This is a genomic window from Scytonema hofmannii PCC 7110, assembly GCF_000346485.2.
GTDB lineage: Bacteria > Cyanobacteriota > Cyanobacteriia > Cyanobacteriales > Nostocaceae > Scytonema > Scytonema hofmannii.
Genome location: NZ_KQ976354.1, coordinates 10,167,742 through 10,184,543, shown reverse-complemented (window position 1 = coordinate 10,184,543; position 16,802 = coordinate 10,167,742). Strand labels below are relative to the sequence as shown.

Genomic DNA, 16,802 nt, shown 5'->3' with positions numbered 1-16,802 from the left:
TGGGATGGGCTTTTTTGCCTGTCCTTTATTAGTAGCAGGCTTTTCGCCCGCATACACGAAATTTTGGAATATTTTTTTATTTGGAAGTTATTATCTTACAAAAAAGCATAATTTCTACCATTAGAGACTTAGGCAATGAGTGCAAGATGTCTATTGCTCTTTAAAGATAAAATTTTTCTTAAAGATAAATCATATACAAAAATGCTTTGGTTAGTAGTAATTAGTAGGTAGGGCTTTGCCCACCATTCGCTATTGGTGGGCAAAGCCCTACCTACTTGTTTAGGTAATCTTCTGGCGGTTCGGGAGTAGTCGTTATTAGTTTGCAGGTAATTACTCAAAACTGATGAAGGCGATATTTTATCACTAACAACTAACAACTAACTACCTTCCAACAACTCAGTCGCTGCATTGACAACAAGTTGTGCTGTCCCTGTAAAAAACTCACGGTCAAGAGTAGCTGGGACATCAGTAGGTTTATGATAGTGAGGAGTTCGTAAATTGGCTGTATCCGTCACCAAAACAGCACCAATGCCTTGATACCAAAACGGAGCATGATCGCTACGCAGTACATCGGGTGTCAGCAAACCTTTGAGAGGTACTGGCAGAGTCAGTACGGATGGCAATATAGGAGAAGAAGTTATTTCACCTTTTGCCTTTTGATCTTCCTTATTCAATGCAGTTTGGGAAATATTTGCTTTCTGAAAAGCATTGAGAATTGGCAAGTGTTCGGCATCGCCAACGACCGCTACAAAATCACCTTTGTTACTAGTGGTCTTCACAGGCAAACCCGATGGGTACTTCTGACATCCGGAAATATGGCAAGCATAACCCACCATATCCATCACAATAACACCGTTTAGATTTTCTAGGTGAGTTTTATTTTTGACAAAAGCTTTACTACCTAAAAGCCCCGCTTCTTCCAAATCAAAAAAAGCTAACTGCAATGTTTTGGCGGTAGGACGCGAACCGAGGAGTCTCGCTAGTTCCAGGACAACAGCAACTCCACTAGCATTATCATCAGCACCAGGTGAGAAGAAAACAGTGTCGTAGTGGGCTGCCACTAGAATAGCGCCTGCATCTTTACTTGTACCAGGTCTTTCCGCAAAAATATTAATGCCAACTCTTGTGATATCCAACTGTTTCTCAGTGAATTCCTCAAGTTGGGGTTGCCAACCTAATTTTTGGAGTTCTGAACTGATGTAAGAACGAGCTCGCGATCGCTCTACAGGAGTATGACGTATAAAATTCAACTTTTGAAGATGAGAAAACAGCCGAGATCCAGACACTTGTGGAGTACTGGTTGTCCGATCCCCATCTACCTTTTCTTCCACCTTTTCTTGTAAAGACTGATGTGGAGAAGAGGAAATGACCCCAGGAGTCCCCGTGTTCTTATTACTCGCATCTTTCTTTACAGGAACAGAATTCTCAACTCTAATACTATAAATAACTGATTCTTGATGCTGTGGGAACAATCCTTTAGCAACCAGTACAACAACCATTGTTGTCAAAGCTAACAGCACCAACCAAAACCATTTTTTCTTTGCTTTCATTTATTTATGAACCCTTTCTTTTTCCTTTTTCACGTGACAGCTGCCATAACTCCAGCAAATAGAGTAACGCGCCGTGTCCTCTTCTCTCCGAATTTCCTGGCATAGGACGTTGCAACCGCTCTTGTTTGACGCTTTGTCTTTTGACAGAAGCACCAACTTCATCTAGAGTTCCCCATGAGACTGTCAAAGTACATACAATGCTCCAAAAATTTGATGAAGATAGGGAGTGGGGAGTAGGGAGTAGGGAGTAGGGAGTAGGGATAAGAGAAAGAAATACAAACTCTTCCCCTAACCCCTAACCCCTAATCCCTAAATTAAGTCAAATCTTTAATTATTGAAATTGCTAATGTTACATTTGTTGCTCATTACAACCCTGGGGTTTCTTGGAAGTTTTGGCCACTGCTTTGGAATGTGCGGTCCCCTTTCAGTGGCATTTTCTCTATCTCAGAATTCAGAGACAGGAAGTGCTACATCTGGGCAACCCGGTTGGCAGGAGCAATTGCGGTTTCATGTATTGTTAAACTTGGGGCGAATGTTAAGTTACACTCTGGTTGGTGCTGCCATTGGTGCGCTAGGTGCCGTTTTACTCAAGAGCGGACATTTAGCAGGAATCGGTAGTGAATTACGTCAATGGATGGCTATTGTAACCGGCATTCTGCTGATTTGGTTTGGTATAAGACAAATAAATCCAGAGTTTTTGCCTCGTCTTCCAGTGTTACATCCTTTTTTGCAAGGCAATTTACATAACCGCCTGAGTGCAGAAATGGTCAAGCTTTCCCTAGAAACTAAGTGGTGGACGCCTGCACTTTTGGGGATAACATGGGGTTTAATGCCCTGTGGATTCCTTTATGCTGCCCAGATTAAAGCGGCTGAAACTGGGAACTGGTGGATGGGCGCAGCCACAATGCTAGCTTTTGGCTTAGGCACTTTACCCACGATGCTAGGTGTTGGCGTGTCTGCAGCCTTAATCGGTAAAGACAGGCGCAGTCAGTTATTTCGCTTGGGTGGTTGGGTGACTCTCACTATCGGTGTGCTAACGCTTTTGCGGACTGGTGACACGATGGTAGATTACACTGGGCATATTGCGTTGGTATTTTTAGTAATCACGCTGATTGCTCGCCCGATTAGTGGTTTGTGGGCAAAACCTTTACGTTACCGTCGTGCGTTGGGAGTGGGTGCTTTTGTGCTGTCATTGGCTCATACAACTCATATGATGGAACATTCACTACAATGGAACTTTACAGCCTTCTTTTTCCTACCACAAGAGTATCAGTTAGGAATGGTGGCTGGTGCCATAGCATTGGTTTTGATAACTCCTGCTGCCTTGACGAGTTTTGATTCTTTGCAAAAGTTCTTGGGCAAGCTTTGGAGACTAATTCATTTATTGAGCTTACCTGCTTTACTGTTAAGTACTTTTCATGCTGTGACGATCGGTTCTCATTACTTGGGTGCTTTACAGTTAAGTTGGGAGAATAAGTTGGCAGTGTTGCTTCTAAGCTTTGTAACACTGAGTGTTTTGCTTGTACGTTGGCGCTTTTTTTGGTCAATCTTATCTATAAAGAAATTTTATGTTTCCTCTACTAAGTCGCGTTGACCCCACTGATCTTCCCTCTTCCCATACAGAGATAAGCAAAAATACTCCCTCTTTTCTGCTCACAAAGAAGGTTATCTGGTGTAATTTACTACTGTTATTCGTCCTTTTCCTACCAAATTCTACTGCCCATGCTCACAAGGTTAAAACTGCAGCAGACGTGGGTGCTACCCTCCATTTAGAACCAAATGATAATCCCCGTGCTGGGGAAACAACAAAAACCTGGTTTGCTCTAACTCGCCGAGGTGGAAAAGTTATTCCTTTAACTGAGTGCAATTGCCAATTGGCTGTTTACGCTGAACCTTATTCACAAAAAGAACCTCCTTTGCTAGAACCATCTTTACAACCTGTAAGAGCAGAGAAGTATAAAGGCATACCAGGTTCGGAAATTATCTTTCCCAGACCAGGGGCTTATTTATTACAGCTGAGTGGCAAACCAAAAAATGAAGGGAGTTTTCAGCCATTTGAGTTAAAGTTTTCAGTCACTGTAGCTGCAGGTTCAGCAACTACAGAACCAGTAGAGGTAAATAATACACCAGTACAAAATTCCAATTCTGATGTTACCCCCAGTCAGTCTCAAGGTAGTCCAATTTGGGCGATCGCTTCATTAGCCCTTGCTGCTTTGGGTGTCTCTTTTGCAGTACTGCGAAGCAGAAAGAGGGGGTAGGAATTTTGGATTTTGGATTTTGGATTTTGGATTTTGGATTAAGGGATTTTAGATTAATTATTCACTCTTGTCCTCCTATCTCTCTCTCCTTAACCAACTTGAAAAAAGAATGTAACAGATAGTTAAGTGAAAGTTATGTCTAAGTAAGGCTTTTTCAATCCAAAATCTAAAATCCAAAATCCAAAATCGTATTACTTATGTCGCTTTTGATGCCACTGCCACGAGTGAGAAATAATTTCTTCCAGAGATGAGTACTGTGGATTCCAGCCAAGCATTTTTCTCGCTTTTTCACCACTTCCAATCAGTGATGGTGGATCGCCCGGACGGCGATCGCATTCCACAACTTCGATCTCCTTTCCTGTAACTTTCTTGGCAGTGTCAATCACTTCTTTGACTGAGAAGCCATTGCCATTTCCTAGATTAAAAACTTCGCTATTGCCTCCTTTTAGCAGGTATTCCAACCCTAAAACATGGGCATCTGCCAAATCCGTAACATGAATGTAATCTCGAATACAAGTACCATCGGGAGTAGGGTAATCAGTGCCAAAAACGGAGATAGATTCGCGCTTACCCAGTGCTGCAAGCAATACCAAGGGAATCAAATGAGTTTCTGGATTGTGATCTTCCCCTAACAAACCATCAGGATGAGCACCAGCAGCGTTAAAATAGCGGAAACGTACAGATTTGAAATCATAGGCAGCATCAAAATCAGATAGAATTCGCTCTACCATGAGTTTGGTTGCACCGTAAGGATTGATGGGGTTTTGGGGATGGTCTTCAGTAATGGGTACAACTTGTGGTACACCGTAAGTTGCACAAGTAGAAGAAAATACAAATTTTTTAACAGACGCTTCTAGCATCGCTTCCAGCAGAGTCAGAGTGCCAGTAACGTTGTTGCGGTAGTATTTTGCGGGGTCGGTTACCGACTCTCCTACGTAGGCGTAGGCTGAAAAATGCATAACTGCCGCAATTTCGTGTATTTTAAATAAATCATTTAACAGTGCGTGGTCGTTTGTGTCCCCCTGCACAAGTTTTACCCGTAAAACTTGTTCTACCAAATCGCGGTGACCATAAACCAAATTATCTAGTACTATAACGTCAAAACCCGCAAGCTTGAGGGCAAGCACCGTGTGGGAACCAATGTATCCTGCTCCGCCTGTCACCAAAATGGTGGGTTTTCCATGCGACATAGTTTTTCCTTACGTATCGTGAAAGTACTACCTAAATTAACTTAGTCTACAGGAGGCAAATTACGGATGAGGAAAATTACAGATTCATTGTTTCATGTGAAAGAATTTGCTCTAAAATCACTACGACGGTAGTCGTTGTGTTGTGGATGTGAGGTGTTTGATGTCAAGTAACAGTGCTTTTACAATTTGGCAGTACAATAACCCCACTACCTAAAACCTGAGGCTGACCGAAAAATTCAGATTTGAGAGTCAATCTATGTTTCTACTGTTAAGCAGAGTATTACTGTGGCTACTTGTGGGGGCCATCATCTACTCTCTGTTCCAAAAGTTTTATCCTCAAGGCAATTTCGTTGCCCGACTATTTTTAGTTATTCTGTTCGTTGTGGTCTTGCTATCGTTTATCAACCCCAACGAGCCAGCTGTCGCCTCCTTGTGGAGAGTGGTCTCTTTTCCACTCAAACCTTTAGGCGCATCGATTTTGCTGATGATTCTTGCAGCCCAAAAGATGAAAGATGGCGCGTTAGGTAAACCAGGAGGATATTTACTGGGTTGGGCATTGGTGATTTTGTTGTTGGCAAGTACACCAGCAGTTGCTTATTTTCTAGTGCGATCGCCAGTGGCTGCAATGGTGGTCGATCCATCCATCACCAGTCAGCTAGTGTTCCAAAATGGGGGGTTAACTGCTTCTATGGCAGATCCTAAATATGAAACACTTATAGCATCAGCATACGGAAGTCCAACAGTAGGTGTATCAGATGTCGGAGATCCGATCGTTGCTAGAGCACCATACTTAATGCAAACCCCAGCTCAGACTACCAGACGAGGATTGCGGCTTGAAGACTTTGTCCCTAATGCCGAAACGCTGTCAATAACATCACGAGTGTGGGAAACTTACCTCAACTATATTTCTGGCTTCTTGCGTGGTGGAAGGTAATTTCTACTAAAGAGATCGAGTTTGAAGGATGAAGTATAAAGTGACACAAATTAATGGAGTTAGGGAATTATATCGAATTCCGACTCTTTTTTCATCCTTCATCCTTCAAACTTTATTAAAATTGCCCTACGGTAAGAAGACAGCTATATTTGGGTTGGAGATAAGATAAAAAAGTTGCTTTCTGGGCTTGAATGGCAAAATCACGACGGCTTGCTAAACTTGGTGCATACCTGCGCCCTCATTGGCGGGATGCAACCTTAGGAATTATCTCTTTATTAATTGTCAACGGATTGGGTGTTTACATCCCTTTGTTGATCCGTGACACCATAGATAAGCTCTCTACAGACTTTACTGCGAGCCAAATATCATATTTTGTGATAAGAATAGTATTATTTACGTCAGCAATGTGGCTGATCCGTATGGCTTCACGCATATGGATATTTGGTGTGGGGCGTCAGGTTGAATTTGACTTGAAACAAAGGATTTTTGAACACTTACTTAAGTTAGAACCATCATATTTTGCCACTAATACGGCGGGTGATTTAATTAGTCGCGCAACAAGTGATTTAGATAATATCCGCCGATTATTGGGTTTTGCGGTTCTAAGTCTAGCAAATACCCTGTTTGCTTACACTCTCACTTTACCAGTGATGCTAACAATTAGCGTGGATCTTACATTAGCATCATTGGCAATCTACCCCTTGATGTTTTTATTGGTTCATTTGTTTAGCAGTCGCCTTCGTAACGAACAACTTGCCGTACAGGAGAGACTTTCTAATATTAGCGAACTGATTCAAGAGGACGTGAGCGGAATTGCCCTGATAAAAATCTACTCTCAGGAAGATCAGGAGCGCCGTGCTTTTGCCGAGAGAAACGAACAGTTATTGCAAGCTAACTTAAACCTGGCAAAAAGCAGGAATACATTGTTTCCCCTAATTGGTGGATTAGCTACTATCAGTTCTTTAATTATTATTTGGCTCGGAGCAAATCGAATTGCAGCTGGAACTCTTGCTGTTGGAAATTTTGTGGCACTGTTACTCTATGTTGAGCGTCTGGTTTTTCCCACAGCATTATTAGGATTTACCATCACGACTTACCAAAGGGGTGAAGTCAGTATCGATCGCATTGAAACGATTTTTACCGTTACCCCCAAAATTCAAGACGACGTAGAAGCCATTCATTTGCCAAAAGAAAAAGTTAAAGGACTATTAACAGCTAAAAATTTAAGTTTTACCTACCCTGGTTACTCTACTCCCGCACTAGAAGACGTTAACTTTAACATATCCCCTGGGGAAATAGTGGCAATTGTAGGTGCTATTGGTTCCGGAAAATCTACTTTAGCAAATGCTTTGCCAAGGCTGTTAGATATTGAACCAGGGCAGTTATTTTTAGACGGTATAGATATTACTAAAATAGCTTTGAGCGATCTAAGAAGCGCTATTGCTTTTGTGCCGCAGGATAGTTTTCTTTTCAGCACCACTATTAAGAACAATATTCGCTATGGAGATCCAATTAGCGAACAAAGAGACGTAGAAGCAGCAGCAAAACTAGCACAAATTCATCCAGAAATTACCAACTTTCCCCAACAGTACGAAACAATAGTTGGTGAACGCGGCATAACTTTATCTGGAGGACAGCGTCAACGGACTGCTTTGTCTAGAGCCTTGCTAGTTGATGCTCCTATATTAGTGTTAGATGATTCCCTTTCTAGTGTTGATAACCAAACTGCTACAAAAATTTTAAATAATCTATCTAGCGGTACGCAAAAGAAAACAGTTGTGTTTATCACTCATCAGTTGTCTGCGGCGGCGGCGGCTAACCGAATTTTTGTTATGGATAAAGGTAAGATTGTTCAGACAGGAACGCAACTGGAACTTTTGCAGCAACCAGGGCTTTACAGACAATTATGGAGCCAGCATCAGGTAGAAGAATTGTTGCATTAGAGGCAGAGGTTTTAGTCTTTTTTACCCCACCCTAACCCTCCCCTTGGAAAGGGGCTTGTGTGTATGCAGTAGTTTTTTAAGGGGGATCGCCTGTCTCAACATTTAGAGAAGAACCTCCTTGCATAACCTTAACCAGTAAAAAGTGCATCACTATCGAAAAAATAAATATATAAGTATGAGAGAGAATTCTAGTTTCTTGGGGAGAGGGATCGCATTGAGTTCTTTAACTTGATTTTGAGAGGACAATCGCTATGATATTTATCTAAATAAAAATCTTATGACATTGGAGATTGTATTTTTTCTAATGAAACCAAACCATTGTCTTCAAAATCTATCTCTAGATGATATCCTTCCATTTAATGCTGATTCTACACCAGTTTTATCAATTCCATATTCGCCAGTTTCAGCATCAATCACAATCATTTTGCTAATATTATCGCTATGCTCGACTTGTTGCCGAATTCCATCTTCATAAAACTGTTTGGCTCTTTGGGCAACTTCCTCTACAGTCCAAAAAATAGCCTGCATAATTACACCTGCTTTTACCTATCATTTTCTATATTCATAATTATAGATGCGTGTGATCGAGTAAGGATTTTTGATAATTAACCGCAGATGAACGCAGATGGACGCAGATAAATTTATACATCATTATCCTAAGAAATGCTCTAGCTTTACCGAAATTGTTTATTGGGCAATCAGTACTTAATCATCCGTGTTAACAAAAACATTACGCCTGCTGCTAGTAAAGCACCGACAACAATACTTAAAATTGCCGTATCAAAACTACCAGTTGTTGCAACAATTGAACCAGGAATCAGCGAGCCGCCAACACCTCCAAACAGAACTGAAAGACCGTTGTACAATCCTGTACCAGCACCTACTCGGTTGGCAGGTAACAGACATTGAACAATAGCGTATTCTTGAGCACCATAAGCACTTTGAAAGAAGACTGCGAGCGCAAAGCATAGCACTAAGAGACCTAACGCATTAACACTTGAGGCAATGTAAACCATAACACCAGCAACCAGAAACCCAACGCTTGCAAGCAGTATTCGGTGCTGAAGTTTATCTCCCAGATAAGCCATCACAATAATACCTGCGATGCCTGCTCCAAAAATGAACGCTAAAGGCCATCCCAGTTGCTCGAAGTCAATCCCTTTGGCACGATTGAAATAAGTTGGTAACCAGTTGAGTATACCAAAGGCACAGAAGGAGTTGAGGGTACCACCCAAAACAACCAACCAAAATCGGCGATCGCGCACATAATTTCCTCGTGGTATTCTCATTTCTGCATTCTCAACAATTCCCTGTCCGGTACGAATATATACCAACTCCATATCGCTCACACTATGGTTTTGATGTGGCTCATCTTGTACAAAAAACCAAACGAGTGGAATTGACACCAGCATCCCGACTGCACCTAATACAGCAAAGGTAAGACGCCAACCAATCAAGTGAATCGATGGAACGATAAGCAGAGGAGCAGATGCAGTAGCGAGGATAATTCCAAGACCCCAAATCGCATTTGCACGCGATCGCTCCGTGTCTGGGAACCAATGGCTGGTCATTGCACTCAGCATCGGGATGTGAACCCCCTCGCCAAGCCCCAACAGCAAGCGCAGCAAAATGAGTGCAGTGAGGGACTGTCCCAACGGCGCACATAAAATTGTGAATAAAGAAAATGCTGCAATAGCTGCAATTGTGCTGCGTTTGGGACTAAATCGTTCAGCAAGTGGGCTTATAAGCATATTCGACAACCCATATGATAAAAAGAACGCGCCCAACAGCCATTCACCATTTGAACCAATTTCGCGATCGCTCCAACCAAAATCGCGAGCAATTTGTGGTAGCGCCAGCGAAAGATTGTTGCGATCCAAGTAATTGACGAACAGTGTTACAGCGAGAACTATTGGAATGCGCCACCGTATTTTTCCGACCGATGCTGTAGCTGTTGGCATAGCAACCTCTCTGACTTAAGGGAACTGCAAAAAATAAATTATCCCATCTTGTCTTGTGGTGCGGGCGTCCTCGCCCGCTTATTTTGTAGGACGGGCTGTGAGCAACGTACCACAAGAGAAAGTTGGAGATTTTTTAATTTAGAAGTCCCCTACACAAACAAAAGGGAAGCTACACAAACTCTAGTCAGTCCGCCTGCGCGGACTTCGTTTGTATAGCCGCGAATTCTATTCGCTAGGTATTTTAAAAAAATTGGGATGCTCCCATGTTAAATAGTGTACCAATGCTCTAGTCACTGTTTACTGTTAAAGCGCTTGGAAAAAAACAGTAAAGCGATCGCCACAATCCCTACAATCCATCCGCTCGAAGGTTCGCTAACACTGACTTTAAACGGATTATTGGGTTTGCTCAAATCTTCTTTACCATTTTCGATTTTGCGGTTAAAGCGATCGCTTTGTGCTTCTGCTTGTTTGAGTAATCTTCTTTGTTCATCGTTCACCAGTACAAGCATTGAGGAATAGGGAGTGACTAACTCGTACTTTTTGGCTATGGCGTGAATAGCATCCACAGTCTCTAACCGATCTAAATTAATTTCCTGACTCAATCCTAATATCAATTGTCGCACTGCCAGTTGCTGGAAACTCTCTTCTTTTTGAGATACAGTCTGACTCTCTTGTGTATCTGGTTTATACCAAGCATAACCATCCACTACACTAACTGTAGAAGATCCCAACGCTGCTTTCGTTGCAACTCTTTGCAAAACCTCTGAAACTTGCTGAGAAACTCCTCCGCCACTATCTTGTATTGCCTTTAACGTAGCATCATCATAAGCTGCGGGTAGTGAACCTAAATGTATTATCCATAAAGGTGCGGGCGTTGTTTTGATTTCATTCTCACGATTCTGCTTGGAAACCCTATCTTTTGACAATTCATAACTACCCTCATCAGTTAATAGTAAAACAGCATCATAAGCTGTATCACCACGCAACTGGTTAAACTGCTGTAGCATTTCTTGTGGTTGAATTGTGCCATAAAAGGTCATTTTTTCAGCTTTCAATTGCCCGATGTCATCTAATCTTTTGGGAACAGCACCTTTAGAAGCAGTCATGTATAGATCGGCGTCATTATTAGCCAATTCTTTGTCTGCAAAGCCATGTTTTTGAAGCCATGTAAAAATTTGTGACAATTCTTTGACATGGGAATTCATACTGAAAGAACTGTCTAGAACTAAAGCAAATCGCTTTGCTTGGGGTAAGGAATAATCCTTGTTTAAGAGTGGCTTTACTAAAATGCTGTGACCTTCAGGAAAGTCAACTTGATGCAATGTTGGCTGAAATTCGACCGTTGCTGGTAAAAATGGTTCTAACCAAGGCTCGTCTTTCAGTGCTACCTCTTTGCCGTTACGGATGCGCTTGGTATCATGAGTCCAAAAGATGTTGCGTTTTTCCCCTAAAGCTGGTAATGCCCAACCACTTTCTTGTCGCATCACTTTATAAGTTAGCCACAAATGCATTTCAGTTGGTCTTTGTTGCGATACGCTTCGCAATACTGGTGCTTGAGGAGGAATGGGAAATGCTCGCAAGCGATATTGCCTTGGTCCGACTTGTTCGAGCAACGCTGGATCGACTGGGCGTTCCCGCCTAACTTGTGAATTGTAAACTTTCTGAGCCGCTCCGCGAGGTGCGACAACAAAGGGGAAGCGTTTTTGCAAATCGCTCGTATCGCCCAACCATAATCCTGTAATGACGGCGCTTTCGGGTAAAGAAAAGGAGTAGAAAATTTCTTGAACTTCGGGTGTTTGGTTTTTGTAGACTTCGTACAGTTCCAGATCCGCCCAATCACCATGTTCTGTGACTTTGACTTGTTGCGATCGCAGCCACACTTTTTTCTCGTTGATATTGAGTAGCCCTGCTTTGACTTCTTGTCGGTTAAATGTAGATTGTACGGCGTGACTGACTAATTGTTGTTCCGCCTTTTGAAGTGGCGTATCAAAAAACTCTGCGTAGAGTTTTTCGGCTTTCTCAGCATCTTTATCGGAGCCATTGTATAAAAATGGGGACATGAGGGAGTTATAGCTGTCTTGCACTGCATTGGCAATAGGTTGGCTCAATCCAAAGACACCGCGATACATTTCGCTAATGTGATTGTTTTCTTCTCTGGTGCTGAGGTAGCGATAAGAGGACAGGTAAGCGTTCACCAAACCTTCCCGGATGGTGCTTGACTTTGCCAAAAGTGCTTGACGAGTACTGTCGTTAGATGCTGGATTGGCTAGCAACGAAAAGGCTTGGACTTGGGGCTGTTGTTGTAGAAAGATAAATATGGTTATCCAGGCGATCGCAACTGCACTAGCACCAATGACAGTATTTTTTTTTCCGTTTTGTGAAGCAAATGCCTGTAAAATCCGTCGGCCAGAGTTAATATATAGTGCGGCTAGTGCCAAAGGCATGATAACAAATAACGCAGTACTGAGTATCCAGAGAATTAAAAATAACAAAAAATACCACAACCCCTGTATCCACCATCCAGAAATTAAAATCTGCCCAAGTGTACGCGCCCACTCGAATTTCAGAAATTCTTGCACTAAAAATGCTGCTAAAGGCAAGGCATAAAACAGCAGTACCGCACTTGCGTAGATACCAAATAGCAGTATCAAGCTGTGTGCTAGCATTTGCAGCCACTGCAAACCACTTTTGCGGGTTGTTGCATAGCCCAACAGCATTTCTAAAAAGAATGCTACGATACAAACTGCCATTGTGCCCAGAATTTGAGTGCTAGCGGGAGTCAGTTCCCGAATCAGAAATAACCGCAGCAGACACAGCAGAAACAGAGGTGCTTCCACTCCATAAAATAAGCGAATGAGTTGTAGGGGCTGTTGTTTAAAGTGGAACCCTCCTAGGAAAGTACACACGGTTGGGACTGCGACTAAACCTACCAACGTTAAAAAGAACTCACTGGGAATTTCACCTGCTACGGTAGCCAAGACCAACGGTACACCAATAACAGGCAGTATCCCCATGTAGACAATTAACAAAAAAGTGACGTTCCAAACCCAAAATATAATTTGAAATAGCCCATTCCAAAACCTCCTCACAGCCACCCTCCCTTCAAGCACTACTACAGCTATTGCTATACTTCTACACAAGTGTTGTGTGGAATTCCAAACAAAGTCATCAGTACTGGTACTTAGCTAGATTCCCACGGGAGATCGCATGAAAACTTCTTACCCCTACTCCCTTTTTCAAGCTAGAGTGCAGAAATAACATACTTTACCGTATTATTTCTACTGTGGAAGAATTTATTTTTGTTCGTTTAAAAGGTTTCTAGATTTTATGAAAGAAAGATGAAGATGAAAATAACAACATAAATTTTCTATATTTTTATTGGTCATATGTGAGACATTTTTTTCCGAACTTGTATATACTGTTTTCTAGAATTGATATAAAACCTGTATATTTTTTATGGGTTTTTATAAAACCGCTTGCCTTCCCCAAGACGAACTCTATATATAGCAAACGGTTTAGCTCAAATGTATGTCGCACTACCTAGTAAATTGTAATACAGTTGATACGGAAATTCCGAATGGTAAATTTTTGACACCATTTCAGCGTAAACTTTTGCAAAAAAGTTTACAGGAGAATTTACCTGTGTGTTACCACCAGCGTATCCAAATTATGTTGTTGGCTGATGATGGGAAATCCCAAACTGAAATTTGTCGAACCTTAGGATGCTCGAGAGCAACAGCACGCCATTGGACTCACATTGCCCGTACAGGTATGGCGCACCAATGGCAAGATTGTCCAATTGGTCGTCCAACGGCTGTGAATCAGGAATATCTTCATAGGTTGCACGAACTCGTGAGTCAGAGTCCCCGCGAGCATGGCTACTCTTTTCAACGATGGACAGCCTCTTGGTTGAGGAAACATCTAGGGAAAGAATTTGGGGTTGAGGTGAGCGATCGCCATATCCATCGCTTGCTCAAACAGATGGGATTGTCCACGCGCTCGAAACTCAGCGATACTCAGCAAAACACTCCTGAGAATACCTTGGGTAAGAGTTCCAGAATCTTGATTGGTGACCTTAATTCGGCAAATTCATCGGATAACACCGAATTTTTGCCTGTTAACTTAGCAAAAATAGGTACAAATTTAGACGCTCATGGCGGAAAATCTATCCGAGCAGCTGTTTTCTCTGCAACAGTTAAGCAATATTTTGGGACATTCTCTTTCCCAGGAGGATTACCATCGCTGTCTGAAACAAGTTAAATCCCTCTCCCCTAAAGTAGGTAAGTTTTGGCATGGAACTAATATTGAGCCTGGTATATACATAGTGATAGCTGGCAAAGTCAGGCTATTAGACGACGCAGATGAATTAATTGCCACGTTAGAGGCGGGGGGGGCATTTGGAGAATTCACTTTATTCCCTGAGGCAGATTTTCGCCCATATAAAGCTAGGGCTGCGTTGAACTTACAGCTTTGCTTTCTCTCAACAGAGACACTGTCTCCACTTATGACAAAGTTTCCGCAAATTCGGGAGCACTTGCGGGGTGAAGCGGTTGCGCGCAATTCTCTACTGATGGGAAATCGCAATCTTTCAGTAACAACGGTAGATAATCGAAAAACAAATCTTAACAAAGATGTTGATACAACATTTGCGATAAAGCAAAAGCAAAAAGAAAAGCAAAGCAAAGTGTATTTTCCCAACCCCAAGCAACAGGTAGGGCATTTATGGCAGCGAGTGATGCGACGCTATCCGTTTTATGCTCAACAAAGTGCATCGGACTGCGGTGCAGCTTGTTTGGTGATGATATCGCGCTTTTGGGGCAAACATTTTAGTATTAACCGCTTGCGGGATATTGCCAATGTTGACCGCAATGGTTCATCGTTAAGAGGGTTATCAGCAGCAGCAGAAAGTATTGGCTTGAGCACGCGACCTGTGAAAGCAACTCTTGACCAGTTAGCAAAGCAAAAATTGCCTGCTATTGCCCACTGGGAAGGAAAGCACTACATCGTTGTTTATGAAATCGCTCAGAAAAATGTCATAGTAGCAGACCCGGCTATTGGTCAACGTAAACTTAGCCATAAGGAATTTAAAGAAGGCTGGACTGGCTATACGCTACTGCTGCAACCTACAGCCATGTTTAACGATGCTAAAGAGGCGACAACCCCCTTATGGCAATATTTTGAGTTGATGAAACCGCATGGCTTGGTGATACTAGAAGTGTTTGTTGCTTCTATATTCATCCAGATATTTGGACTCATTACGCCCCTATTTACCCAGTTGATCTTAGACCGAGTGGTAGTACAGCGATCGGAACTGACCTTAACAGCAGTTGGGTTGGGGTTGTTGATGTTCAGTCTGTTCCGAGTGGCAATGATGGGTTTGCGGCAATATCTACTCTTCCACACAGCTTCTAAGCTCGACTTGGCGTTAATTGTGGGATTTATTCGCCATACCATGCGGCTACCCCTCAGTTTCTTTGAGTCCCGCTATGTAGGGGATATTATCTCTAGGGTGCAGGAAAATCGCAAAATACAACGCTTTCTCTCCGGGGAGGCATTGTCTATCCTACTGGATGTAATAACTGTATTTATCTATGTGGGATTGATGTTTTGGTACAGTTGGCAAATGGCCCTACTGTCGTTGATAATCATACCGCCTTTTTTCCTTCTGGCGTTGATTGCCACACCTTTTTTGCAAAAAATTTCCAGGGAAATCTTTAATGCATATTCAGCGGAGAGTAGTTACCTAATTGAAGCTTTAACTGGTGTGCGGACTGTGAAATCCACATCGGTGGAACAAACAGTGCGTTGGCATTGGGAGGAGTTATTGAATAAAGAGGTAAAGAGTAACTTTTCCGGCCAAGTTATTGGGAATCGCTTGCAAATTTTCAGTAACGCAATTCAAGCAGTGATAACATCTAGCTTACTGTGGTATGGGGCGCATTTGGTGATTCACAACCAGTTAACCATTGGGCAATTGGTGGCATTTAATATGTTACTGGGGAATATTATTTCGCCTTTCCAACGATTAACAGTGTTGTGGAATCAATTGCAAGAAGTGATGATTGCGACTGAACGCATCAACGATGTGTTAGATGCAGAACCTGAAGAGGATTTGCAGCACCAAGCACGGCAAGCTTTACCGCCGCTTCAGGGGTCTATTCGTTTTGAAAATGTGACATTTCGCTATCACCCAGAAAGTGATGTCAATGTCTTGCAAAATCTTAATTTTGAAGTCAAACCAGGACAAATGGTAGCGCTGGTGGGACGAAGTGGTTCAGGGAAGACTACGATTTCTAAATTGGTGTTAGGACTGTATCCTCCGACAGATGGTAATATATTGATTGATGGGTTAGAGATAGGCAGTATTTCCTTCCGTTCTTTACGTCAACAAGTTGGAGTCGTTGACCAAGACACCTTTTTGTTTGGTGGTACGATTCGAGAGAATATTAGTCTGGCACATCCAGGAGCAGCTCTCGAAGAGGTCATGGAAGCAGCAAAACTAGCGGGTGCTGATGAGTTTATTAAAAAGTTGCCGATGGGGTATGAAACCCAGATTGGAGAAGGTGGAGGATTGTTGTCTGGTGGACAACGCCAGCGAATTGCGATCGCCAGGGCGTTATTAGGTAATCCCAGATTGTTGGTTTTCGATGAGGCAACTTCCCATCTAGATACTGAGTCGGAACGGATTATTCAGAGGAACTTGAGTACTATTCTCAAGGGACGAACCGCCTTGGTCATTGCCCATCGTCTTTCAACTATACGGAATGCAGATTTGATTTTAGTGTTAGATCGGGGTGTGTTAATTGAAAGTGGAACTCACGACGCGTTAATGGCAAAACGAGGACATTATTTTTATCTCAATCAACAGCAGATGAATTCTGTGGTGTGAAATGGCTAATAGCTAATAGCTTAAAGCTAATGGCTAATGGCTAAGGTCAGACTGGTAGTTCTCACAATTAGCAATGA

12 protein-coding genes are annotated in these 16,802 nt (G+C 42.4%); 6 read left to right on the top strand and 6 right to left on the bottom strand.

Annotated elements, in window-relative coordinates:
- Nucleotides 1-377: 377 nt before the first annotated feature.
- Nucleotides 378-1,550, bottom strand: a complete 1,173-nt coding sequence (locus WA1_RS43015) for a M28 family peptidase (RefSeq protein ID WP_017748231.1) — start codon at nt 1,548-1,550, stop codon at nt 378-380.
- Nucleotides 1,551-1,554: 4 nt separating this feature from the next.
- Nucleotides 1,555-1,737, bottom strand: coding sequence for a hypothetical protein (locus tag WA1_RS56155; protein ID WP_148662888.1), 183 nt, complete (start codon nt 1,735-1,737; stop codon nt 1,555-1,557).
- 159 nt (nt 1,738-1,896) lie between these two features.
- On the opposite strand from WA1_RS56155, the gene WA1_RS43010 reads away from it, so the two are divergent.
- Together WA1_RS43010 and WA1_RS43005 are read left to right on the top strand one after the other, a co-directional pair.
- Nucleotides 1,897-3,144, top strand: coding sequence for an urease accessory protein UreH domain-containing protein (locus WA1_RS43010; protein WP_017748230.1), 1,248 nt, complete (start codon nt 1,897-1,899; stop codon nt 3,142-3,144).
- Nucleotides 3,119-3,808 carry a hypothetical protein gene (locus WA1_RS43005; RefSeq protein WP_017748229.1) on the top strand — a complete coding sequence of 230 codons (690 nt, stop codon included), beginning with the start codon at nt 3,119-3,121 and terminating at the stop codon, nt 3,806-3,808. The genes WA1_RS43010 and WA1_RS43005 overlap by 26 nt, the downstream gene beginning before the upstream one ends.
- 191 nt (nt 3,809-3,999) lie before the next feature.
- Here the strand turns inward: WA1_RS43005 and galE are convergent, their stop codons facing one another.
- Complete coding sequence (gene galE / locus WA1_RS43000; RefSeq protein WP_017748228.1) at nt 4,000-4,998, bottom strand: UDP-glucose 4-epimerase GalE; 999 nt, start codon at nt 4,996-4,998, stop codon at nt 4,000-4,002.
- Between the two features lie 256 nt (nt 4,999-5,254).
- On the opposite strand from galE, the gene fraI reads away from it, so the two are divergent.
- The gene (gene fraI, locus WA1_RS42995; protein ID WP_017748227.1) at nt 5,255-5,932 is read left to right on the top strand and encodes a septal nanopore formation protein FraI; all 678 of its coding nucleotides are present in this window, start codon (nt 5,255-5,257) and stop codon (nt 5,930-5,932) included.
- Nucleotides 5,933-6,123: 191 nt separating this feature from the next.
- A complete protein-coding gene (locus tag WA1_RS42990) occupies nt 6,124-7,875 on the top strand; it encodes an ABC transporter ATP-binding protein (RefSeq protein ID WP_017748226.1) in 1,752 nt (583 codons plus the stop codon).
- Nucleotides 7,876-8,199: 324 nt separating this feature from the next.
- Here the strand turns inward: WA1_RS42990 and WA1_RS42985 are convergent, their stop codons facing one another.
- The 3 genes from WA1_RS42985 to WA1_RS42975 all read right to left on the bottom strand — a co-directional run bounded on the left by WA1_RS42985 (nt 8,200) and on the right by WA1_RS42975 (nt 12,925).
- Nucleotides 8,200-8,403, bottom strand: a complete 204-nt coding sequence (locus WA1_RS42985) for a hypothetical protein (protein WP_017748225.1) — start codon at nt 8,401-8,403, stop codon at nt 8,200-8,202.
- Between the two features lie 170 nt (nt 8,404-8,573).
- Nucleotides 8,574-9,836, bottom strand: coding sequence for an MFS transporter (locus WA1_RS42980; protein ID WP_017748224.1), 1,263 nt, complete (start codon nt 9,834-9,836; stop codon nt 8,574-8,576).
- Nucleotides 9,837-10,126: 290 nt separating this feature from the next.
- The gene (locus WA1_RS42975) at nt 10,127-12,925 is read right to left on the bottom strand and encodes a TIGR02921 family PEP-CTERM protein (RefSeq protein WP_066613475.1); all 2,799 of its coding nucleotides are present in this window, start codon (nt 12,923-12,925) and stop codon (nt 10,127-10,129) included.
- A 499-nt stretch (nt 12,926-13,424) separates the two neighbouring features.
- On the opposite strand from WA1_RS42975, the gene WA1_RS42970 reads away from it, so the two are divergent.
- On the top strand, nt 13,425-14,096 hold the full coding sequence (locus WA1_RS42970; protein WP_272819351.1) for a helix-turn-helix domain-containing protein: 672 nt from the start codon (nt 13,425-13,427) through the stop codon (nt 14,094-14,096).
- Nucleotides 13,990-16,725, top strand: coding sequence for a peptidase domain-containing ABC transporter (locus tag WA1_RS42965; RefSeq protein ID WP_081403057.1), 2,736 nt, complete (start codon nt 13,990-13,992; stop codon nt 16,723-16,725). The genes WA1_RS42970 and WA1_RS42965 overlap by 107 nt, the downstream gene beginning before the upstream one ends.
- The last annotated feature ends 77 nt before the right edge of the window (nt 16,726-16,802 follow it).

What these genes read in the sequence shown, in the direction of transcription:
- WA1_RS43015 (WP_017748231.1), bottom strand. Translation starts at nt 1,550, where the DNA reads ATGAAAGCAAAGAAAAAATGGTTTTGGTTGGTGCTGTTAGCTTTGACA.
- WA1_RS43010 (WP_017748230.1), top strand. Translation starts at nt 1,897, where the DNA reads ATGTTACATTTGTTGCTCATTACAACCCTGGGGTTTCTTGGAAGTTTT.
- WA1_RS43005 (WP_017748229.1), top strand. Translation starts at nt 3,119, where the DNA reads ATGTTTCCTCTACTAAGTCGCGTTGACCCCACTGATCTTCCCTCTTCC.
- galE (WP_017748228.1), bottom strand. Translation starts at nt 4,998, where the DNA reads ATGTCGCATGGAAAACCCACCATTTTGGTGACAGGCGGAGCAGGATAC.
- fraI (WP_017748227.1), top strand. Translation starts at nt 5,255, where the DNA reads ATGTTTCTACTGTTAAGCAGAGTATTACTGTGGCTACTTGTGGGGGCC.
- WA1_RS42990 (WP_017748226.1), top strand. Translation starts at nt 6,124, where the DNA reads ATGGCAAAATCACGACGGCTTGCTAAACTTGGTGCATACCTGCGCCCT.
- WA1_RS42985 (WP_017748225.1), bottom strand. Translation starts at nt 8,403, where the DNA reads ATGCAGGCTATTTTTTGGACTGTAGAGGAAGTTGCCCAAAGAGCCAAA.
- WA1_RS42980 (WP_017748224.1), bottom strand. Translation starts at nt 9,836, where the DNA reads ATGCCAACAGCTACAGCATCGGTCGGAAAAATACGGTGGCGCATTCCA.
- WA1_RS42965 (WP_081403057.1), top strand. Translation starts at nt 13,990, where the DNA reads ATGGCGGAAAATCTATCCGAGCAGCTGTTTTCTCTGCAACAGTTAAGC.